Raw genomic sequence first — 18406 nt, 5'->3', positions numbered from 1 at the left:
GTCACAGACCGTCAAAAATACCCGGATCGCGGTCTTCCCAGAAAGCAAATATCGCGTTTGCATTCAATGCGCTGGCCCATCCATGGCGTTGAAACTCTTCCCGTGCCAGATCATCCGCGAGGGTTGATAGGAACAGGCGTCGATCCGCGTCGCGTTGGGTCGGGTTTCGCCGCGAAACCGCCTGCTCTACCGCCGCAAACCGACGTCGCCGCGCGTCACGATCAGCAATGCGCCGATCCAGTTCAGCCTCGGCCTCCGCTTCGGCACTGCGCCATTTCTCGACAGCCGCCACAACCTCCTTGGGGACAGGCGCAACCTCCGGTTTGGGTTCCTGGGCCCCGTAACCCTTTGACAAAGCGTCGCGCAGATAGCCGGCGGTATTGCGCACCTTCCCTTTCCCCGAAATATAGGAAAGCTTCTCGGAGACGACAGCCTCGCCGTGCTCTGCAAGCCACTGCCGCGCCAGACGGTCCGAGACACCCTGCCCCAACAGCTGGGCGTAAACCGCACTCTCACGGACGGCATGATCCCCCTTGATGTCGAACATCGCAAGCTGTGGGTTTTCTTCGATCAGAAACCGAATTTCTGAAACCGCACGCCCCATCCGCCGAAGCTCTGGCGTCAGACGCACGTTGGAGGTCCGATTAACCTCATCCACGGCGGGTTTGATGATCTTGGCATTCAGATGCTTGAAGACCTCGTAATAGGCGCTGTCCTCGACCCCCATCAGGCGTCGGAACGTCTCGATCGGCCACCAACCTGTCGATCCCGTACGAACGAAGCGATAGCAGTTTTCATAAAGCGCCAGCCCATGCCCCGACGTGAACCGCCGCTGGATGTTCAGATTGATCAGCGCATAGATTTTGGGATCATAGAGCTTTTCGGCCAGAGCCGGTGAATAGGCGTATTCGCAGATGCCGCCCTTCAGCTTTGCGTAGGACAAAAGCGAAGACACCCCCCATTCCTGCCGCCCCCGTTCGTCGAGCATGTCCCATTCAGCCACAGTCTCTGCAAGGCCACGCAGCGCATCCCGCAGAGTATCCATATCATTTGAATTGTACCCGATCATCAGCGCCAAGGTCCGCGCATCAATCTGATGGCGGTTCTGGGTCAACAAGGTATCATAGGCGTTCAACAGCAAAACATTCGACAGCTTGCGCTGCAGCAGAGTGAGTTTGCCCGAGACGTGAATGGCCGCGACGTTTTTCTTGACGGATCCGCGCCGCATGGCCCCGGCGAGCCGAGGATCGGAACTGAAATCAATGTCGGGGCTTTGCGAATCTGCGCGCGCCAAGGTCTGCTCCTGTTTTGCACAGTTATCCAGAAAAGGTATCCAAGTGCAACCGGCCCTTAGGTTCCTCTAAACCGCATCTCGACGATCCTGTATCCGGGTACCTTTGGGGACCCGGCAGATCAGATTCGCTCCAAGAAGGTGGTTCAAAGGACTGATTTACGAATCACTGAACGAATCGAGATTGCGAAGCGCCCCAAAACTGCGGAAAAGACCCAGGTTTCGCGCGAAAACACCCCCCGAATTCGGGTACCGGCAATCCTGCCTGCGGGCACCATCCACCCTGTAGATGGGCACCAACGATCCCGTAAACAGGTACCAAAGACACCGAAAACTGGTACCACTTAGGAGATAAACCATATAAAATCAGATGGTTACGTTTCCTAAAGATCTTAAATATTCTTAATAATCAAAACACTTTGTTTCATGCTTTTCCGATGAGAAATGAACTGATTTCGAAAGGAACAGGGCCGGGACCGCGGCAGTTTCGCGGCGAAACCCTGCTATCTGTTCTCAGACTTTGACTTTTCATGCAGATGTGCGCTAAATTCAGCGACAACCACCAAAACTACGCACATCGAGCAAGCAGCCGAACATGACGCGCAAGATAGAGACGGGGCTTCCCCCGTATTTCAACATCGATCCGGCGAAGGCCGCAAGCAAGCTGGGTGAAACCGTTACCACTGAGCGGTTTGCAAAAGCAGCCGCCTTTTGTGGTCGCGGGCGGGACGATCTCGCCCGCAGGGGCTATTCGCCAGACGGCAGAAAACACCTCCGCCGCTTTTCCATGTGGGAGGTAACGCGCTACCTTCTTCCGGTGGCTTCCGCCCATCTGCGCCGTGTGCTGAAAGCGCATCCTGAATTGCCGCAGGGCGAAGGGGATGCGAACTCGCGCAGCTTTACGCTGGAAGAGGTATTGGCCCTGCGCGACTTCTTTGATCGAGAGGGGTCGTCTGCGAAAGAGTATCGTCCTTGGCGCCCCGAGGGCCTGCCCGCGAAAATCTGCGCTGTGACCAATTTCAAGGGCGGGTCGGGCAAGACGACCACCTGCGCCCATCTGGCGATGGCTGCGGCGCTTGACGGATATCGCGTGCTGGTGATCGATCTCGATAGTCAGGCCTCGATGACCTCGCTTCTGGGCGGGAAGGTGCAGGATGAATGGGGTACCGTGTTCCCGCTTATCGCGCGCGATTACGCCCGCGCCGTCACCGCAGAGAATGAACTGCGCGCCGTCCGCGGCGAAGCTGCGCTGCCATTGGACGAAACCCTGACCGAGGCGCTGACGGTTTCGTCGCGAAACGTCGTGCAGAAAACCCACTGGCCGAATATCGACCTGATCGGGGCGCAGCTGAACCTCTATTGGGCCGAATTTCAGATTCCCGTCTGGCGTATGGGGTTGAAGACCTGGCCGCTCTGGGATGCACTGTCCCATGTGCTGGAAGAAGACGGTTTGCTCAATGACTATGACATCGTCTTCCTGGATACGCCGCCCGCTCTTGGCTATCTGACCATCAACTCTCTGGCTGCGGCGGATATTCTGCTGGTCCCGCTCGGGGCTTCGTTCCTCGAATTTGACTCGACCGGGCGCTTCTTCGATATGCTCTATTCCACCTTCGCCTCGATCGAGGACGGGGAAAACGCACAGCGCCGGATCGCAGGCCTGCCGGAGATGCGGTTCGAATGGGATGTAGTCCGCGCGATCATCACGCGGTTCGATGCCAACCAGCAGACAGATCTGGCCAATGTCATCCAGGCCTATTTCGGTGATTTCATGACCGCCTATCGCCAGGAATATACCGCGCTGGTCGGGCAGGCGGGCGAACAGATCAACGGCATCTATGAGGCCGATTACCGCGAATTCAACCGTGACACCTATCTGCGGGGCCGCGAAGCCTTTGACCGCACCTATGCCGAATTCAAAGAGCTGCTGCTTGGCACCTGGTGGCGCGATGATCAGGAACGGAAGGCAGGCTGACCATGGCGAAACGTCGCAAGCTTGAACCGCCAAGCGCCGAGGCGCTGGCCGAAATCGCAGCGGAACTGTCGCGGCCCGCTCTGGTGGTCCGCCCCGGCGCGGCACCGATTGCCCAGATCGCGGCTGAGGTCGCGGCCGTGCGCCCGGCAGAGGATCATCAGACCCAGCTCGCGCGGCAGCGGGACAGCCGCGATGCCGCCGCCTGGCGTGAGGCTGAGGACGAGGGGCGGGTGCTGCAATCCCTGCCCATCGCCGCCATCGACCTCGACCACGTCGTCCGTGACCGTATGGCGAGCGATGCGGAAGAGATGGAGGAGCTCAAGTCCTCGATCCGCGCCTCGGGGCAGCGTCTGCCGGTTGAAGTCGTGGCCTTGCCGGAAGGGCGCTTTGGTCTGATCTCGGGCTGGCGTCGGATCGCCGCGCTGAAAGAGCTGGCCGAGGAGGCGGGCGAAACGGCGCCAGAGGTTCTGGCGCTGGTGCGGGAAGGGCGAGAGGCCGGGGCGATCTACGCGGGCATGGTGGAAGAGAACGAACTTCGCGCCGCGCTGACCCCCTATGAACGCGGGCGCATCGCGGCAGTGGCGGCGGGGCAGGGGGCCTTTGCTTCGGTCGATGCAGCAGTCGATGCAATCTTTGCCGCGGCTTCAAAATCCAAACGGTCGAAGATCCGCGGATTTGCCCTCGTGCATGAGGTGCTGGGCGATCTGCTGGCCCATCCGGCGGCGCTGGGGGAAAAGCAGGGCCTCGCATTGGCGCAGGCCTTGCGCGATGGGCAGGCGGATCGGCTGCGTACGGCGCTGGCCGAGGCTGATGCCGCAGACGCCCGCGCCGAATGGAAAGCCTTGGAGCGCGCCATGGCCACCCCGCAGCCCGCACCGGCCAAGGGCGGGCGCCCGCGCGTCTTGCCCACGGTTCAGCGGGAAAACTTGCCTTCGGGCGGTGTGCTGGAATTTGGCTGGTCGGCCGAGGGTGTCATCCTAAAGGCCACGGGTGTGTCGATCCCCGAGGCGGAGTTTCAGCGGATGCTGGATCGGCTTCGTAGCGCGAAATGAGGCGTCAGTAGATCGGCGGTGACACGACCCAGATCACCACCGCCGGTTCGTCATAGGGATTGGCCCAGCCATAGGGTTTCCCGGCGAATTGAAAGCTGTCACCAGGTGCAAGCTCGGTGTTCAAAGCGCCAATGGTGATCTGCAACCGGCCGCTGATTAGCACGCCGCCATCTTCCTTTTCCCGCGCCGGGGCGAGCCCACCGCTGCTGGCACCGGGGGCGAAGATCGACTTGATCATCTCGAACGACCCCGACAGGGTGGGCGAGAGCAGCTCTTCCGTCAGGCCCGTCTCGCTGGATCCGATGGGGGTGCGGTCGGCGGCGCGCAGGATCAGCCCGCGCTCTTCCTCGCTGCGGCTGGCCGAGCGGAAGAAAAAGCTGATGTTGATGCCGAAATAATCCGCGATCAGCCCCAAATCCCGCACCGAGGGTGTGGTCTGCCCGCGTTCGATCTGGCTCAGCCAACCCAGCGAACGGCCAATCGCGCTGGCCAGTTCGCGCAGCGTGATGGCGCGCGATTTCCGCAAGGCCCTGATGTCATCGCCGATTTGTCTGGTCATCCACGCCGGTCCGCAAGGTTTAGTCTGCCTTCTGCGGTGATATGCCGTGGCGCGCGTCAGTCCAAGGCGATTCACGCGAGAATGAACGGATATGAAATTTTGCGGCGAAAAATGAAATTTCATGTTGAAATTTCATTTTGGCTGCGGCACCTCTATCGCACTGCGCCGCCGTGGCGCGCCCCTGATTCAAGGAATCCGCAATGGCACAACTTCCGTCACAGGCCCGCGTCGTGATCATCGGGGGCGGCATTTCCGGCTGCTCGGTGGCCTATCATCTCGCAAAACTGGGGTGGCAGGACATCGTCCTGCTGGAGCGCAAGCAGCTGACCTCGGGTACGACATGGCACGCGGCGGGGCTGGTGGGCCAGCTGCGCGCCAGTCAGAACATGACCCGTCTCGCCAAATACTCTGCCGATCTTTACACCAAGCTTGAAGCGGAGACCGGCCTTGCCACCGGCTTCCGGCAATGCGGGTCGATCACCGCGGCGCTGACGGCCGAACGCAAGGAAGAAATCCTGCGCCAGGCAAGCCTCGCCCGCGCCTTCGGCGTTGAGGTGAATGAACTTTCCCCCGCCGAGGTGAAAGACCTTTATCCCCATCTGAACATTGATGGCGTCACCGCCGGGGTGCATCTGCCGCTCGACGGGCAGGCCGATCCGGGGAATATCGCGCTGGCGCTGGCCAAGGGCGCGCGCAACCGCGGCGCGCGGATTGTCGAACAGGTCAAGGTCACCCGCGTGACGCAGGCGAACGGCCGGGTGACCGGGGTTGATTGGACCTCGGGCGGCGAACAGGGGCATATCGCCGCCGATCTGGTGGTGAATTGCGGCGGGATGTGGGGGCGCGATCTGGCGGCGCAGAATGGCGTCACCTTGCCGCTGCATGCCTGCGAACATTTCTACATCGTGACCGAGGGCATCCCCGGCCTGACGCAGATGCCTGTGCTGCGCGTGCCCGACGAATGCGCCTATTACAAGGAAGACGCAGGGAAAATCCTGCTCGGCGCCTTTGAGCCCAAGGCCAAGCCCTGGGGCATGAACGGCATTTCCGAAGACTTCTGCTTTGACCAGCTGCCTGAGGATTTCGACCATTTCGAACCGATCCTCTCGGCGGCGATCCACCGCATGCCGATGCTGGCCGAGGCGGGTATCCATACCTTCTTCAATGGGCCGGAAAGCTTTACCCCCGATGATCGCTACTATCTGGGCGAGGCACCCGAGCTGCGCGGCTATTGGGTTGCGGCGGGCTACAACTCGATTGGTATCGCCTCTTCCGGCGGGGCGGGCATGGCGCTGGCGCAATGGATGAACGATGGCGAGGCGCCCTTCGATCTGTGGGAGGTCGATATTCGCCGCGCCCAGCCTTTCCAGAAAAACCGCCGGTATCTGAAGGAACGGGTCAGCGAAACATTGGGCCTGCTTTACGCCGATCACTTCCCCTATCGGCAGATGGCAACGTCGCGCGGGGTGCGCCGCACGCCCCTGCATGAACACCTGAAGGCGCGCGGCGCCGTCTTCGGTGAGGTCGCGGGCTGGGAGCGCGCCAATTGGTTCGCCAATCCGGGGCAAGACCGCGAATACCGTTATTCCTGGAAGCGGCAGAACTGGTTCGAAAACCAGAAGGCCGAACATATGGCGATGCGGACCGGGGTCGGGATGCTCGACATGTCCTCGTTCGGGAAGATCCGTGTCGATGGTGCTGATGCGCTGGCCTTCCTCCAGCACCTTTGCGCGAATGAGATGGACGTGCCGGTGGGCCGGCTGGTCTATACCCAGATGCTCAATGCCCGGGGCGGCATCGAAAGCGATCTGACGGTGACGCGCCTTGGCGAAACCTCGTTCCTGCTGGTGGTTCCGGGGGCCACGCTGCAGCGCGATCTGGCCTGGCTGCGCCGCCATGTCGGCGATCAGCGGGTCACGATCCTCGACATGACCGCGGCCGAGGCGGTTCTGCCGGTAATGGGGCCGAAATCGCGGGATCTGCTGCGGCTGGTCTCGCCCAACGATTTCTCGAATGAAGCGCATCCCTTTGGCACTGCGAAGGAAATCGAGATCGGCATGGGTCTCGCCCGCGCCCACCGCGTGACCTATGTCGGCGAGCTCGGGTGGGAGCTTTACGTCAGCGCCGATCAGGCCGCCCATGTCTGGGAGACGCTGGTCGAGGCGGGCGAAGGGCTGGGCCTCAAGCTCTGTGGTCTGCATGCGATGGACAGCTGCCGTATCGAAAAAGCCTATCGCCACTTTGGCCATGACATCACCGATGAGGATCATGTGCTGGAGGCGGGGCTTGGCTTTGCGGTCAAGACCGGCAAAGGCGAATTCCTCGGCCGCGATGCCGTGCTTCGCAAACGCGAAACCGGCCTTTCGCGCCGCATGATGCAGTTCCGCCTGACCGACCCCGAGCCGCTGCTTTTCCACAACGAACCGATCTTGCGGGATGGCAAGATCGTCGGCCAGCTTTCGTCCGGCAATTACGGCCATGCCCTTGGCGGTGCCATCGGCCTTGGCTATGTGCCCTGCCGCCAGCCCGATGAAAGCGCGGAATCGATGCTGGCTTCCAGCTATGCGATTGAGGTCGCGGGAAAAACCTATGGCGCAGTGGCCAGCATTGCCCCGATGTATGATCCGAAGTCGGACCGCATCAAGCAGTGACCCCACTCAGGCTGCGGCCCGGTCGGGGCCGCAGCGACCATCCTTTGCAAAGGAATGTGCCGGTGAACGCCCATGCCCGCCTTCCGCTTGCGCGCGCGGTTTCGCGCACGGTGTTCCTTCTGTCGGATGGGTTCGATGCCCTGACCCTTTCCGCTGCGATTGCGCCGCTGCGTGCGGCCAATCTGGCGGCGGGGGAGGGGGGCTTTGCCTGGTCCTTTCACGCGGCGCAGGCAGGCAGCGCCGCCTCAAGCGATGGCTGGTCGGTCGAGGTGCGCCCGCTGGATGAAACGATCTGGCAGGCAGATCAGGTTCTGGTCTGTGGTGGTGCCCGGCCAGATCCTGCGCGCCCTTCGCCGCTGCCCGATCTGCTGCGCCGCATGTGGCGCATGGGCAAACGGGTGGGGGCCTTGCAGGGGGGGATCTTCACGCTCGCCCGGTCCGGTATCCTGAAGGGCCGGCAATTCGTCGTGCATCGGGATCAGCTGGCGGCCTTTCACGCGATCTGGCCCGATCTCGACCCGCTGCAGGACATCTACGCCGTCGATGACCGTATCCTGACCTGCGCCGGTGGCATGGCGGCCACCGATCTGATGCTGCATCTGGTGCAGGGCCAGTCAGGCGGCAATTTCCGCAGCGAGGTGATGCAAACCTGCATGATTTCGGGCCTCCGTCCCGGCGCCGTGCCGCAGACGGGGGCGGCCTCGGCCCGTGTGGCGGGGCGCAACCCGGTCTTGCTGCAGGCGGTGCAATGGCTCGACGATCATTATCTTGAGGACGACTGCGTGCAGCGTCTGGCCGCCACCTGCCGGATCTCGGTCCGCCAGCTCCAGCGTCTGTTCCGCGCGCATCTCGACCAGACCCCGCAGGGTTATATCGCCCAGTTGCGGCTGAAACAGGCGGCGCTGCTGCTGTCGCAGACCGATCTGGATATCAGCGAGATTGCGGGGCGCTGCGGATATGAGGTGACGGCCAATTTCTCCAAGGCCTTCCGCAAGCGGTTCGGCGTGGCACCTTCGCGTTATGGGCAGCGCCGGGTTGCCCCGGCGGCCTGAGCGTTACTTGCGGAATTTCTGCAGGCTTTGCGCCAGTTCCGGGTGATCCTTGGCATAGTCCTCCAGCGGGATGCCCGCCTCGGCTGCGGCCCAGGCTTGACGGATGGCCGCAACCCCCGCCGCCGCCCCGCCGGGATGGCCATGGATGCCGCCCCCACCCAGATACATCAGGTCCAGCCGCTGCCCGGTACGGGCGTAGGTTTCCGGTGCCTGCCCGCCCCATTGCCCCGAACAGACCACCGGCAGCGCGCGGTCGTCCGCGGAAAAGATCGGCGTCAGGCAATCGTCAAAGCTTTTGACAAAGCTCTCGTCGGGTTCCCAGTATTTGGCGGCTATGCCGTTGACCTGAAACTGGTCCACGCCCAGCAGGCGCCAGATCTTCTGATAGGCGCGGAATTCCATCCCCAGGGCGGGGTGACGGGTCAGAATGTCCCACCCGTTTCGATGGGCATGCAGGCAGAGCGCCGAGCGGCGGCGCAGAAAGCTCATCCCGCCATAGCCGATGGAGTTGATGTTGATCACCGCGGCATTGCCCCCGGCCGCCACTACGCAGTCATGGTTCCTCATCATCAGGTCCGGATCGGCCGAGGAAATGCCGAAGGCATACATCACCCGCTTGCCCGTGCGCTGTTCATGGTCGCGGATCACCGGCATGATGGCTGCAACACGCGCTTCAAGCGGCGAATAGGCCGGACTCATCAGCTTTTCATCATCCTTGATGAAATCGACCCCCGCGACGCAGAGCGTCTTGACCACCTCGGCCGTCTCTTCCGGCGAAAGCCCCAGCGAAGGCTTGATGATCGAGGCGATCATCGGCCCCGCGGCCACGCCCATCAGGCGGCGCGACCCGGCAACCCCGAACTGCGGCCCCGGATGACAGGCCCAGTCGGGCGGCAGGTCAATGTCCATCACCCGGATGCCGGAAAGACCCCGCGCGGCATAGACGCCGCCTACCGTGATCGTCATCAACGCGGCAAGATCGGTGCCCACGGCCTCCAGCGGATAGCCGATCACCGCATCGGCGCGGTGATAGACCGTCCCCGCCAACGCACCGGGCTGCGGCAAAGCCGGGGCAGGGGTCGGGGGCAGGGCCGTGACCGAAATCACCCGGGCCGCATAACGGGCCTTCAAGGCCTCTGTCTCGCCGGGCAGGTCGGTGAAGGTGCCCGTCGATTGGTCAGACGCGATCTTGGCGGCCATCGCCTCGGGCGAACCTGCCGTTTCGATCCGGTATGTCACCCGGATTTCCGCCCTTTGCGTCATCTTTGCCTCCGTGTCTTTCGAATAGATATACTCATCATACCTGTTGACATCAATATCATTTCACCTCACCTTCCGCCCTGTCAGTATGGAGACTGTGGCCCTGTCGGCCCAGACTGACCCAGGGAGGTTCATATGAAAATTTCGCGCCGGCTGATGCTCTCAGCCATCGGTATCGCCATGACTGCCACCATGCCCAGCTTTGCGCAGGCGGAAGGTCTGATTGCCATCCTTACCCCCAGCCATGACAACCCGTTCTTCAAGGCCGAAGCCGTCGGCGCTGAGGCGCGGGCCAAGGAACTGGGCTATGAAACGCTCGTCCTTGTGCATGATGATGACCCGAACAAGCAGTCCGAACTGTTCGACACCGCGATTGCGCGCGGCGCCAAGGCGATCATCCTCGACAATGCCGGGGCCGATGCGACCGTGGCCGCCGTGCAACGCGCCAAGGATGCCGGGATTCCGTCTTTCCTGATCGACCGGGAAATCAAGGAATCCGGCATCGCGGTCAGCCAGATCGTGTCGAACAACTATCAGGGCGCGCAGCTTGGCGCCGAGGAATTCGTGCGCCTGATGGGCGAAAACGGCAAATATGCCGAACTTCTGGGCCGTGAGGCCGATACCAATGCCGGGATTCGCTCTTCGGGGTATCACGACATCATCGACCAATATCCCGAGATGGAAATGGTGGCCCAGCAATCCGCCAACTGGTCCCAGACCGAGGCCTATGAGAAGATGGAAACCATCCTTCAGGCCAACCCCGATATCAAGGGCGTGATCTCGGGCAATGACACCATGGCCATGGGGGCCTGGGCCGCGCTTGAGGCCGCAGGCCGCACCGATGTGATCGTCGTGGGCTTTGACGGATCGAATGATGTGCGCGACAGCATCCTCAAGGGCGGCATCAAGGCCACCGTGCTGCAACCGGCCTATCGTCAGGCGCAGCTTGCGGTCGAACAGGCGGACCAGTTCCTCAAGACCGGCGCGACCGGGGTCGAGGAAAAGCAGCTCATGGATTGCGTGCTGATCAACGGCGACAACGCAGCCAAGCTGGAAACCTTCGCCCTGGCCGAATGATCCTGTCGGGCCCGGCATGGAGCCGGGCCCCCTTTCCCCGGAACGGAGCCGCCCCATGACACGCGTGCCCCTTGCTGCCCTTGCGCTGACGCTGGGCCTGACCGGCCTTGCCGGTTGCAAGATCGTAAAAAACCCCGAACCCGGCAGCGAAACCGCGAATGCGGCCAGCGCCACCCCCGCCAGCGATGCTGAACGCATGGGCAAGCTTGCGGCGGATCTTTACCGCGCGCGCCTCCTGCCCTTTGTCACCGAACAGGCGGTCGAGATTGCTGTCCTGCGCGGCGCCCTTGCCAGTGGGCTGGAGGCCGCGGGCGCGGCCCATGGCCACCGCCCGCCCAGCGAAGGCAGCCCCTGGAACTTTCTGGTCAAGGGGCAGGGCCGGGTGATCAAGGCCGATACGGCGGCCCGCGCGGCGAAACTGGATCTGGATACCGATGGCGACGGTGCGGCCGATCTGGTGGTTCAGCTTGGGCCGGTCATCAAGGGCACCGCGCTGCGCGATGCTGCCGATTTCATTGTATTCACTGATTTCCGCGATCAGATCGAATTCGCCAAGCTTGCCCGCGCGCTGAATGACGCGGCGCACAAGGCGCTGGCGCTGCCTGCGGGCGATCTGACCGGCAAGACCTTTGCCTTTGAAGGCGCGTTCACGCTCCGCACGGCGGCAGACGCCATGTCCCTTGTGCCGACGCAGTTGAAAGAGGTGCCGTGATGGACCATCCGGTCGGCCTGCAGATCCGCGGCGGCGTGAAGGTTTATCCTGGCACCCGGGCGCTCAAATCCGTGGACTTTGACCTGCGGATGGGGGCGGTCAATGTGCTGGTGGGCGAAAATGGCGCTGGCAAATCCACCATGATGAAGGTGATCGCCGGCGTCGAACAGCTGACCGAGGGGCGCATCTTGATGAACGGGCAAGAGGTGCAGTTTCGCGGCACCGAAGACGCCCGCCGCCACGGCATCGGCATCGTATTTCAGGAACTGAACCTCTTTCCCAATATGACCGTTGCGGAAAACATCTTCATCGGGCGCGAAATCACCCGCGGCGGCGTCGATATCGACATGGCGGCGCAACGGGCCGAAACCCGGCGTCTGATGCAGCGGCTGGAACATGACATCGACCCCGACACTTTGGTGGGCGAATTGCGCGTGGGCCAGCAGCAGATCATCGAGATTGCGAAGTCGCTCGCGCAGGATGCGCGCATCCTGATCCTTGATGAACCCACTTCTGCGCTGTCGGCAGCCGAGGTCGACATCCTGTTCCGCGTCATTGCTGAACTGAAGCGGGACGGCGTCGGCATCGTCTATATCTCGCATCGTCTGGAAGAGCTGATCCGCATCGGCGACTACATAACCGTGCTGCGCGACGGCGCCATCACCGGCGCCCGGTCGATGGAGGGGGTCGATGTGCCCTGGATCGTACGGAACATGATCGGTGAGGCCTCCAAGGACTTCGCGAAAGAGGTGGACCATCCCTATGGGGATGAAATTTTCCGGGCCGAAGATGTCTGTCTGCCCCGCGCAGGCGGCGGTCTGGCGGTGGATCACGTCTCGCTGTCGCTCCGCGCGGGCGAGATCGTGGGGATTTACGGCCTGATGGGTGCGGGGCGGTCCGAATTTCTGGAATGTGTGATCGGCCGCCACGCCCATGCCACGGGGCGCATGTTCATCGCCGGCGCCCCCCTGACAGATCGCAGCATCGCAGGCCGTATCGCGCGGGGCATCGCGCTGATCCCCGAAGATCGAAAGAATGACGGGCTGATCCAGCTGGCCACCATCCGCGAGAATATGACGCTGTCCAGCCTTGGCCTTTTCACCCGGTTTTTCCATATGGACCTCGGCGCGGAACGCCGCAGTGTGGCCGATTTCGTGAAACGGCTGACGGTCAAGATCGCCTCGATGGAAAACCCGGTTTCCAGCCTCTCGGGCGGGAACCAGCAGAAGGTGGTGATCGGCAAGGCGCTGATGACCGGCCCCAAGGTGCTGCTGATGGACGAACCCTCACGCGGGATCGACATCGGCGCCAAGGCCGAGGTCTTCCGCACCATGCGCCAGCTGGCTGCACAGGGGCTTGGCATCCTTTTCGTCACCTCGGACCTTGAAGAGGTCATGGCCCTGTCGGACCGCATCATCGTGATGTCCGAAGGCCGCATCACCGGAGAATTCGACCGCAGCGTTGCGACCGATACGGCGGTCGTCGCTGCCTCAGCGCCCGGACAGGCGCGCCCCGAACAGGAGCTTGTCGCATGAGCCACGCCGTCGCCCACCCGCCCGTGACCGGGGCCTCCCCGAACCTCGGGCTTTTGCTGTTGAAGGCGCGGACCTTCATTGCACTGATCCTGGTTTTTGCCTTTTTCGCCGTCGCCGCGCCGAATTTCTTGTCGGCGGCGAATATGGTGATCATGTCGAAACATGTGGCGCTGAACGCCTTTCTGGCGATCGGCATGACCTTTGTGATCATCTCGGGCGGAATTGACCTTTCGGTCGGCTCGATCGTCGGTCTTTGCGGCATGGTCGCGGGGTGGCTGGTGCTTTACGGCATCGACTTCGGGCTGGGCTGGTCGATCCAGTTTAATACGTTCGAGATCTGTGTGCTGGTCTGTCTGGTCGGCATTGCGGTGGGGGTGGTGAATGCGATCCTGATCACCCGGCTGAACGTGGCGCCCTTCATTGCGACGCTCGGCACGCTTTACATCTGCCGGGGGGCGGCGATGCTGGCCTCGGACGGGCGGACCTTTCCCAATCTGGGTGGCAATCCCGAATATGGCTCTGATACCTTCCGGCTGATCGGGGCGGGCAGCTTTCTGGGCCTGCCGATCTCGATCTGGATGCTGATCGCGGTTGCGGCGCTGGCAGCCTATATCTCGCGTCGCACACCGCTGGGACGGTATATCTATGCCGTCGGCGGCAATGAACGCGGCGCGGCGCTGTCGGGCGTCAAGGTCAACCGGATCAAGCTCTTCGTCTATATGTTCTCGGGCTTTTGCGCGGCGCTGGTGGGGCTGATCGTCAGTTCGCAACTGGTTGCCTCGCATCCCGCCACGGGCGAGACTTTCGAGCTGAATGCCATTGCCGCGGCCGTTTTGGGCGGCACATCGATGTCGGGCGGGCGCGGGCGGATCGGCGGGACCATCGTCGGGGCCTTCGTGATCGGGGTGCTGTCGGATGGTCTGGTGATGATGGGCGTCTCGGCCTTCTGGCAGACGGTCATCAAGGGGCTTGTCATTGTCGCCGCCGTGGTGGTGGATCAGGCGCAGCAGAAACTTCAGGCCCGTGTCGCGCTGCAGGCGCAGGCCGCTTTGGGAAAGTGACACCATGCTGAACGGGGCATTGATTGGCTGCGGGTTCTTTGCACAGAACCAGATGCACGGCTGGGCCGGGATTGACGATGTGACCATCACCGCCGTCTGCGACCGGGACTCTGCAAAGGCCGAGGCCACGGCCACCCGGTTTGGCGCGCGCGCCTATACCGACGCGGCGGCGATGATCGCAGCCGAACGGCTCGACTTCGTCGATATCGCCACCACCGTGGCCTCGCATCGGCCGCTGGTAGAGATGGCCGCTGGCGCCGGGCTGCATGTGATCTGCCAAAAGCCTTTCGCCGAAACCATGGCCGACGCTCATGCCATGGTCGCCGCGGTGGATGAGGCTGGCAAGCTTCTGATGGTGCATGAAAACTTTCGCTGGCAATCGGCCGTCCGCGCCGCAATCGCGGCGGTGCGCGGGGGGGCCATCGGTACGCCCTTCTTTGGGCGTGTGACCTTCCGGTCGGGTTATGATGTCTATGCGGGCCAGCCTTATCTGGCGACGGATGAGCGGTTCATCATTCAGGATCTGGGCATCCATATCCTGGATATCGCCCGCGCGCTTCTGGGGGATGTGGTCACGATCAGCGCCACAGCCCGCCGCGTGAACCCGAAGATCCGGGGGGAGGATGTGGCGACCATGCTGCTGGAACATGAAGGCGGTGCGACCAGTGTCGTGGATTGCTCCTACGCCACGCGCCGGACGCCCGAAACCTTCCCCGAAACCCTGCTGGAAATTGACGGCGATCTTGGGACGCTCCGGCTCGATGCCGGGTATCGGCTGGTCATCCAGCTTGAGGGCGAGGTCATCCGCGATGTCGCCCCGCCGCTCCTTGCTTGGGCGGAACGGCCCTGGCACAACATTCAGGAAAGCGTGCAGATCATCCAGCAGCACTTTGTCGATTGCCTGCGCGAAGGGCGCGAACCCGAAACCTCGGGGCGGGACAATCTGAAAACCCTCGCGCTGGTCGAGGCCGCCTATGCCTCGGCGCGGGATCGTTCCCGCATTGACGTGCGGGGCTGGTGATGGATGCGCGTGCGCTTTACGGCACCGATGTTCCGCCGGACCCTGCGCAGCGTCTGACACGGGGTCCGGTCTCGGTCACGCTGGAGGGGGGGAACCTGCGGCATCTCCGCGTCAATGGGGCCGAGATGATCCGCGCCGTGGCCTTTCTGGTGCGCGACCGCGACTGGGGCACCCTGACCCCCACCATCCGCGATCTCCGGATAGCCGGGGACGATGAGACGCGCATCACCTATGCCGCGCAGTATCAAGCGGGCGGCGCGCATCTGGATGTGTCGGTGGTCATTACGCTTTCGGACACCGCCCTGCGGTTTCAGGCCGAGGCCCGCGCCACGGGTGATTTTGAAACCAATCGCACCGGCTTTACCGTGCTGCACCCGATTTCCGGCGTGGCCGGTGCCCCCCTGCGCGTTGAACATGGCAGCAGCCCGGCCGAGGACACCTGCTTTCCCGCGCTGATCGAACCTTGGCAGCCTTTTCAGGATATCACAGCGCTGATCCACCAGACAGGCGGGCTGCAGGTCGAATGCAGGTTCGAAGGCGATGTGTTCGAGATGGAGGACCAGCGCCAATGGGGGGATGCCAGCTTCAAGACCTATGTCCGCCCGCTTGCGCTGCCTTGGCCTTATCAGATTGCCGATGGTGCGGTGATGCGGCAGGCGGTGCAGATCCGCTGGACGCCCGCCATGGCAGGGCAGGAGGCCGAGCCGATCACCTGCGCTGTGCCCGACGCGCGCTTTCCCGAAACCGCCCTGCTTTTGACCGGGGCCGAGGCCGCGCGCCCGGATGCCGCCGCGCTGCTGCGCCAGATCGCGCCGCAGCGGTTGCTCTGCCATCTGGACACCGCAGCGGGGCAAGGCGTGCCAGAGCTGCGGGCCTTTGCCGCCTTGCAGGCACAGGTGCCGGAAATGGCCTTTGACCTGGAGCTGATCGCCCGTTGCCCGGTTGAGGGCGACCTCGCGGCGGAATTTGCGGGCTATGCGCGGGATGTGGCGGCCGCGGGGCTGCGGCCCGCCTCGGTCATGGTTTGCCCTGCCGTGGATCGGCAATCAACGCCGCCCGGTTCGGCCTGGCCGTCCTGTCCACCGCTTGAGGCGATCCACGCCGCCGCGCGGCAGGCCTTTCCTGGCATCACGCTTGGCGGTGGCATGGCCAGCTTCTTTCCCGAACTGAACCGCAAGCGCCCGCCGGTCGGGATGCTGGATTTCGTGACCCATGGCTTTTGCCCCATCGTCCATGCGGCCGATGATCTTTCGGTGATGGAGACGCTGGAAACCCTGCCGCATATCCTGCGCTCGGCCCGGGCGATCCTGGGGGAATGTACCTATCGACTGGGCCCCTCGACCATCGCCATGCGGCAAAACCCTTATGGCAGCCGCACCATCCCCAATCCGGGGCGGGGGCGGGTCTGCATGGCAGACGATGACCCGCGGCAGGATGGCGCCTTTGCCGCCGCGTGGACCTTGGGCTTTGCCACCGGCATCGCGCCCGCCGGGGTGCAGGTCTGGACGCCTGCGGGGCTGACCGGGCCGCGTGGCCTTTTCCGCGACGATGGCAGCCCCCGGCCGGTGGCCGCCGTGGTCAGGGCACTGGCCGCCTGCGCCGGGCAACCCGTGCGCCGGGCCGAGGTCGCGGCTGGCCGCGCCCGGCTGCAGTGCGGCGATCAGGTCTTTACGGCAGACCTGACCCCCGAGGGTGCCTTTGGCTGGACCGCGGCAATGGCAGGGGATTTGCAACCCCCGCTGCAAAGCTCTATGCCTTGAGCAGCGCCGCAAGGAGATGCCATGACCCGCCGAGACAGCCAGATCGCCGCTTCCGACAGTCTCACCCCGGGCCGGATCTCGCTTGAAAAACCCGCCGCGGAAAAGATCGTGCGGCGCAAGCTTTCGGATCAGGTCTTTGATCGCCTGCGCGAACTGATTGCGCGGGGGGAACTGCAGCCGGGCGATCCCATGCCGTCCGAGCGGGATCTGATGGAGCGGTTCGGCGTTGGTCGCCCCGCCGTGCGCGAGGCGCTGCAATCCATGCATACCATGGGGTTGATCACCATCACGCATGGCGAACGCAGCCGGGTCAATGAACTCAGCGCCGGAAGCGTGCTGGGCCGGGTCGACGAGGTCGCGCGGCTTTTGCTGTCGGCCGAGCCGGAACAGCTCGATCACCTCAAGGAAGCGCGCGGCATGTTCGAATGCGGCGTCGTCCGCAAGGCGGCCGAAATGGCGACCGAGACCGACATCGCCGATTTGCGCGCGCTGGTCGAACAGCAGCGCGCGCAACTTGCCGACCGGGCCGCATTTGTGGCCGCCGATGTGGCCTTTCATGCCCGCATTGCCGCCATCACCGGCAACCCGATCATCGCAGCGGTCAGTCAGGCCATGCTGAAATGGCTGTTCCAGTACCATGACGTGCTGCTGCATTGGTCCGGGAACGAGGCTCTGACGTTGGATGAGCATCAAGAGATCGTCAAGCTGATCGCGGACCGGGATGGCGCGGGGGCGGCAGTTGCAATGCGGGCGCATCTTGACCGGTCAAATCCGCGCTATCAGCACCACGGCTAGACCCGGATCCATATGTGGGGGCAGAACAACAGTCTGGGCTGAAGTGTGGCTTGACCATCGGCCTCAAGACACCTGGGCCCGGAACAATCCCCGAGCCTGTCGGTTGATCCCTGTGCTGGCCCGGTCGTCGGGTCCGCTACAAGACAGGAGAAGCCGCCATGGCAAACCAAAATCGCACCGACCAAAACCCGCAGCAGCAGCAACAGCAGCAGAACCAGACCGACCAGCGCGGCCAAGGCCAGCAGGATCAAGGTGGCGGTCGTGCCCAGCAAGATCAGGGCAAGCAACGTCAGGACAACCGGCAGGAACAGGGCAGCGGTCGTCAGAACCAGCCGCGCTGATCTGATCGCCTGATCCGGTCCTGACCGGAAAAGAAGCAGAAACAGATCCGGGCGTCCCTCCCGGATCTGCAGGGGCGCGGGGCGGAGTCGTGCCGCCCTTGCCCGAGGGGGGCCGCCGCGCGGCGTGCCTGTTCAGGAGGAATGACTCATGCGATCGCTGTTGAAACTCGGGCTTGTCTTTGCGGCGGGAAGCCTTCTGGTCAAGGCCTTAGGCTCCAGACTCATTGATTTTCACAGCCAGAACATGACGGTGGCCGCGAGAGC

The 18406-nt window shown here is 63.2% G+C and carries 15 protein-coding genes; 12 read left to right on the top strand and 3 right to left on the bottom strand.

Annotated features, from left to right (window positions below; genetic code table 11):
- Position 1 precedes the first annotated feature (1 nt).
- Entirely contained in the window at positions 2 to 1228 is a 1227-nt protein-coding gene (locus IE101_RS16630) for a replication initiation protein (RefSeq protein WP_189635045.1), read from the bottom strand.
- A gap of 658 nt (positions 1229 to 1886) precedes the next feature.
- Between IE101_RS16630 and IE101_RS16625 the strand changes: the two genes are divergently transcribed.
- On the top strand, positions 1887 to 3266 hold the full coding sequence (locus IE101_RS16625) for an AAA family ATPase (protein WP_189634975.1): 1380 nt from the start codon (positions 1887 to 1889) through the stop codon (positions 3264 to 3266).
- 2 nt (positions 3267 to 3268) lie between these two features.
- Entirely contained in the window at positions 3269 to 4318 is a 1050-nt protein-coding gene (locus IE101_RS16620) for a ParB/RepB/Spo0J family partition protein (protein WP_189634974.1), read from the top strand.
- A gap of 4 nt (positions 4319 to 4322) precedes the next feature.
- On the opposite strand, the gene IE101_RS16615 is transcribed toward IE101_RS16620, so the two are convergent.
- Positions 4323 to 4877 (bottom strand): helix-turn-helix domain-containing protein, encoded by a 555-nt coding sequence (locus IE101_RS16615; RefSeq protein WP_189634973.1) that lies wholly within the window; start codon positions 4875 to 4877, stop codon positions 4323 to 4325.
- A gap of 200 nt (positions 4878 to 5077) precedes the next feature.
- On the opposite strand from IE101_RS16615, the gene IE101_RS16610 reads away from it, so the two are divergent.
- Together IE101_RS16610 and IE101_RS16605 are read left to right on the top strand one after the other, a co-directional pair.
- Positions 5078 to 7528: a GcvT family protein gene (locus IE101_RS16610; protein WP_189634972.1), complete on the top strand. Its 2451-nt coding sequence runs from the start codon at positions 5078 to 5080 to the stop codon at positions 7526 to 7528.
- 62 nt (positions 7529 to 7590) lie between these two features.
- The gene (locus IE101_RS16605; protein WP_189634971.1) at positions 7591 to 8580 is read left to right on the top strand and encodes a GlxA family transcriptional regulator; all 990 of its coding nucleotides are present in this window, start codon (positions 7591 to 7593) and stop codon (positions 8578 to 8580) included.
- A gap of 3 nt (positions 8581 to 8583) precedes the next feature.
- On the opposite strand, the gene oiaX is transcribed toward IE101_RS16605, so the two are convergent.
- Positions 8584 to 9843, bottom strand: coding sequence for a 3-oxo-isoapionate-4-phosphate decarboxylase OiaX (gene oiaX, locus IE101_RS16600; protein WP_189634970.1), 1260 nt, complete (start codon positions 9841 to 9843; stop codon positions 8584 to 8586).
- Between the two features lie 132 nt (positions 9844 to 9975).
- Here oiaX and IE101_RS16595 point away from each other — a divergent pair, with 132 nt between their 5' ends.
- The 8 genes from IE101_RS16595 to IE101_RS16560 all read left to right on the top strand — a co-directional run bounded on the left by IE101_RS16595 (position 9976) and on the right by IE101_RS16560 (position 18142).
- Positions 9976 to 10917 (top strand): D-ribose ABC transporter substrate-binding protein, encoded by a 942-nt coding sequence (locus IE101_RS16595; RefSeq protein ID WP_189634969.1) that lies wholly within the window; start codon positions 9976 to 9978, stop codon positions 10915 to 10917.
- A gap of 55 nt (positions 10918 to 10972) precedes the next feature.
- Positions 10973 to 11629 carry a DUF2291 family protein gene (locus IE101_RS16590; protein WP_189634968.1) on the top strand — a complete coding sequence of 219 codons (657 nt, stop codon included), beginning with the start codon at positions 10973 to 10975 and terminating at the stop codon, positions 11627 to 11629.
- Positions 11629 to 13164 carry a sugar ABC transporter ATP-binding protein gene (locus IE101_RS16585; protein WP_189634967.1) on the top strand — a complete coding sequence of 512 codons (1536 nt, stop codon included), beginning with the start codon at positions 11629 to 11631 and terminating at the stop codon, positions 13162 to 13164. Before IE101_RS16590 ends, IE101_RS16585 begins: the two co-directional genes overlap by 1 nt.
- Positions 13161 to 14225 (top strand): ABC transporter permease, encoded by a 1065-nt coding sequence (locus tag IE101_RS16580; protein ID WP_189634966.1) that lies wholly within the window; start codon positions 13161 to 13163, stop codon positions 14223 to 14225. Before IE101_RS16585 ends, IE101_RS16580 begins: the two co-directional genes overlap by 4 nt.
- A gap of 4 nt (positions 14226 to 14229) precedes the next feature.
- Positions 14230 to 15246 carry a Gfo/Idh/MocA family protein gene (locus IE101_RS16575; protein ID WP_189634965.1) on the top strand — a complete coding sequence of 339 codons (1017 nt, stop codon included), beginning with the start codon at positions 14230 to 14232 and terminating at the stop codon, positions 15244 to 15246.
- The gene (locus IE101_RS16570) at positions 15246 to 17006 is read left to right on the top strand and encodes a D-apionate lactonase family protein (protein ID WP_189634964.1); all 1761 of its coding nucleotides are present in this window, start codon (positions 15246 to 15248) and stop codon (positions 17004 to 17006) included. Before IE101_RS16575 ends, IE101_RS16570 begins: the two co-directional genes overlap by 1 nt.
- A 21-nt stretch (positions 17007 to 17027) precedes the next feature.
- On the top strand, positions 17028 to 17801 hold the full coding sequence (gene nanR / locus IE101_RS16565; RefSeq protein WP_189634963.1) for a transcriptional regulator NanR: 774 nt from the start codon (positions 17028 to 17030) through the stop codon (positions 17799 to 17801).
- A 158-nt stretch (positions 17802 to 17959) separates the two neighbouring features.
- On the top strand, positions 17960 to 18142 hold the full coding sequence (locus IE101_RS16560) for a hypothetical protein (protein WP_189634962.1): 183 nt from the start codon (positions 17960 to 17962) through the stop codon (positions 18140 to 18142).
- Positions 18143 to 18406 lie beyond the last annotated feature (264 nt).

The sequence above is a fragment of the Gemmobacter lanyuensis genome (assembly GCF_014652355.1).
GTDB classification, from domain to species: domain Bacteria; phylum Pseudomonadota; class Alphaproteobacteria; order Rhodobacterales; family Rhodobacteraceae; genus Gemmobacter; species Gemmobacter lanyuensis.
Note: the sequence above shows the minus strand (reverse complement) of the source record. Positions and strands in the feature narration are given on the sequence as shown.

Bases quoted from the DNA above. Each gene is read 5' to 3' on its own strand.
- IE101_RS16620 (WP_189634974.1), top strand. From the start codon at position 3,269: ATGGCGAAACGTCGCAAGCTTGAACCGCCAAGCGCCGAGGCGCTGGCC.
- IE101_RS16570 (WP_189634964.1), top strand. From the start codon at position 15,246: ATGGATGCGCGTGCGCTTTACGGCACCGATGTTCCGCCGGACCCTGCG.
- oiaX (WP_189634970.1), bottom strand. From the start codon at position 9,843: ATGACGCAAAGGGCGGAAATCCGGGTGACATACCGGATCGAAACGGCA.
- IE101_RS16560 (WP_189634962.1), top strand. From the start codon at position 17,960: ATGGCAAACCAAAATCGCACCGACCAAAACCCGCAGCAGCAGCAACAG.
- IE101_RS16615 (WP_189634973.1), bottom strand. From the start codon at position 4,877: ATGACCAGACAAATCGGCGATGACATCAGGGCCTTGCGGAAATCGCGC.
- IE101_RS16595 (WP_189634969.1), top strand. From the start codon at position 9,976: ATGAAAATTTCGCGCCGGCTGATGCTCTCAGCCATCGGTATCGCCATG.
- IE101_RS16585 (WP_189634967.1), top strand. From the start codon at position 11,629: ATGGACCATCCGGTCGGCCTGCAGATCCGCGGCGGCGTGAAGGTTTAT.
- IE101_RS16610 (WP_189634972.1), top strand. From the start codon at position 5,078: ATGGCACAACTTCCGTCACAGGCCCGCGTCGTGATCATCGGGGGCGGC.
- IE101_RS16625 (WP_189634975.1), top strand. From the start codon at position 1,887: ATGACGCGCAAGATAGAGACGGGGCTTCCCCCGTATTTCAACATCGAT.
- IE101_RS16575 (WP_189634965.1), top strand. From the start codon at position 14,230: ATGCTGAACGGGGCATTGATTGGCTGCGGGTTCTTTGCACAGAACCAG.
- nanR (WP_189634963.1), top strand. From the start codon at position 17,028: ATGACCCGCCGAGACAGCCAGATCGCCGCTTCCGACAGTCTCACCCCG.
- IE101_RS16580 (WP_189634966.1), top strand. From the start codon at position 13,161: ATGAGCCACGCCGTCGCCCACCCGCCCGTGACCGGGGCCTCCCCGAAC.
- IE101_RS16590 (WP_189634968.1), top strand. From the start codon at position 10,973: ATGACACGCGTGCCCCTTGCTGCCCTTGCGCTGACGCTGGGCCTGACC.
- IE101_RS16630 (WP_189635045.1), bottom strand. From the start codon at position 1,228: ATGCGGCGCGGATCCGTCAAGAAAAACGTCGCGGCCATTCACGTCTCG.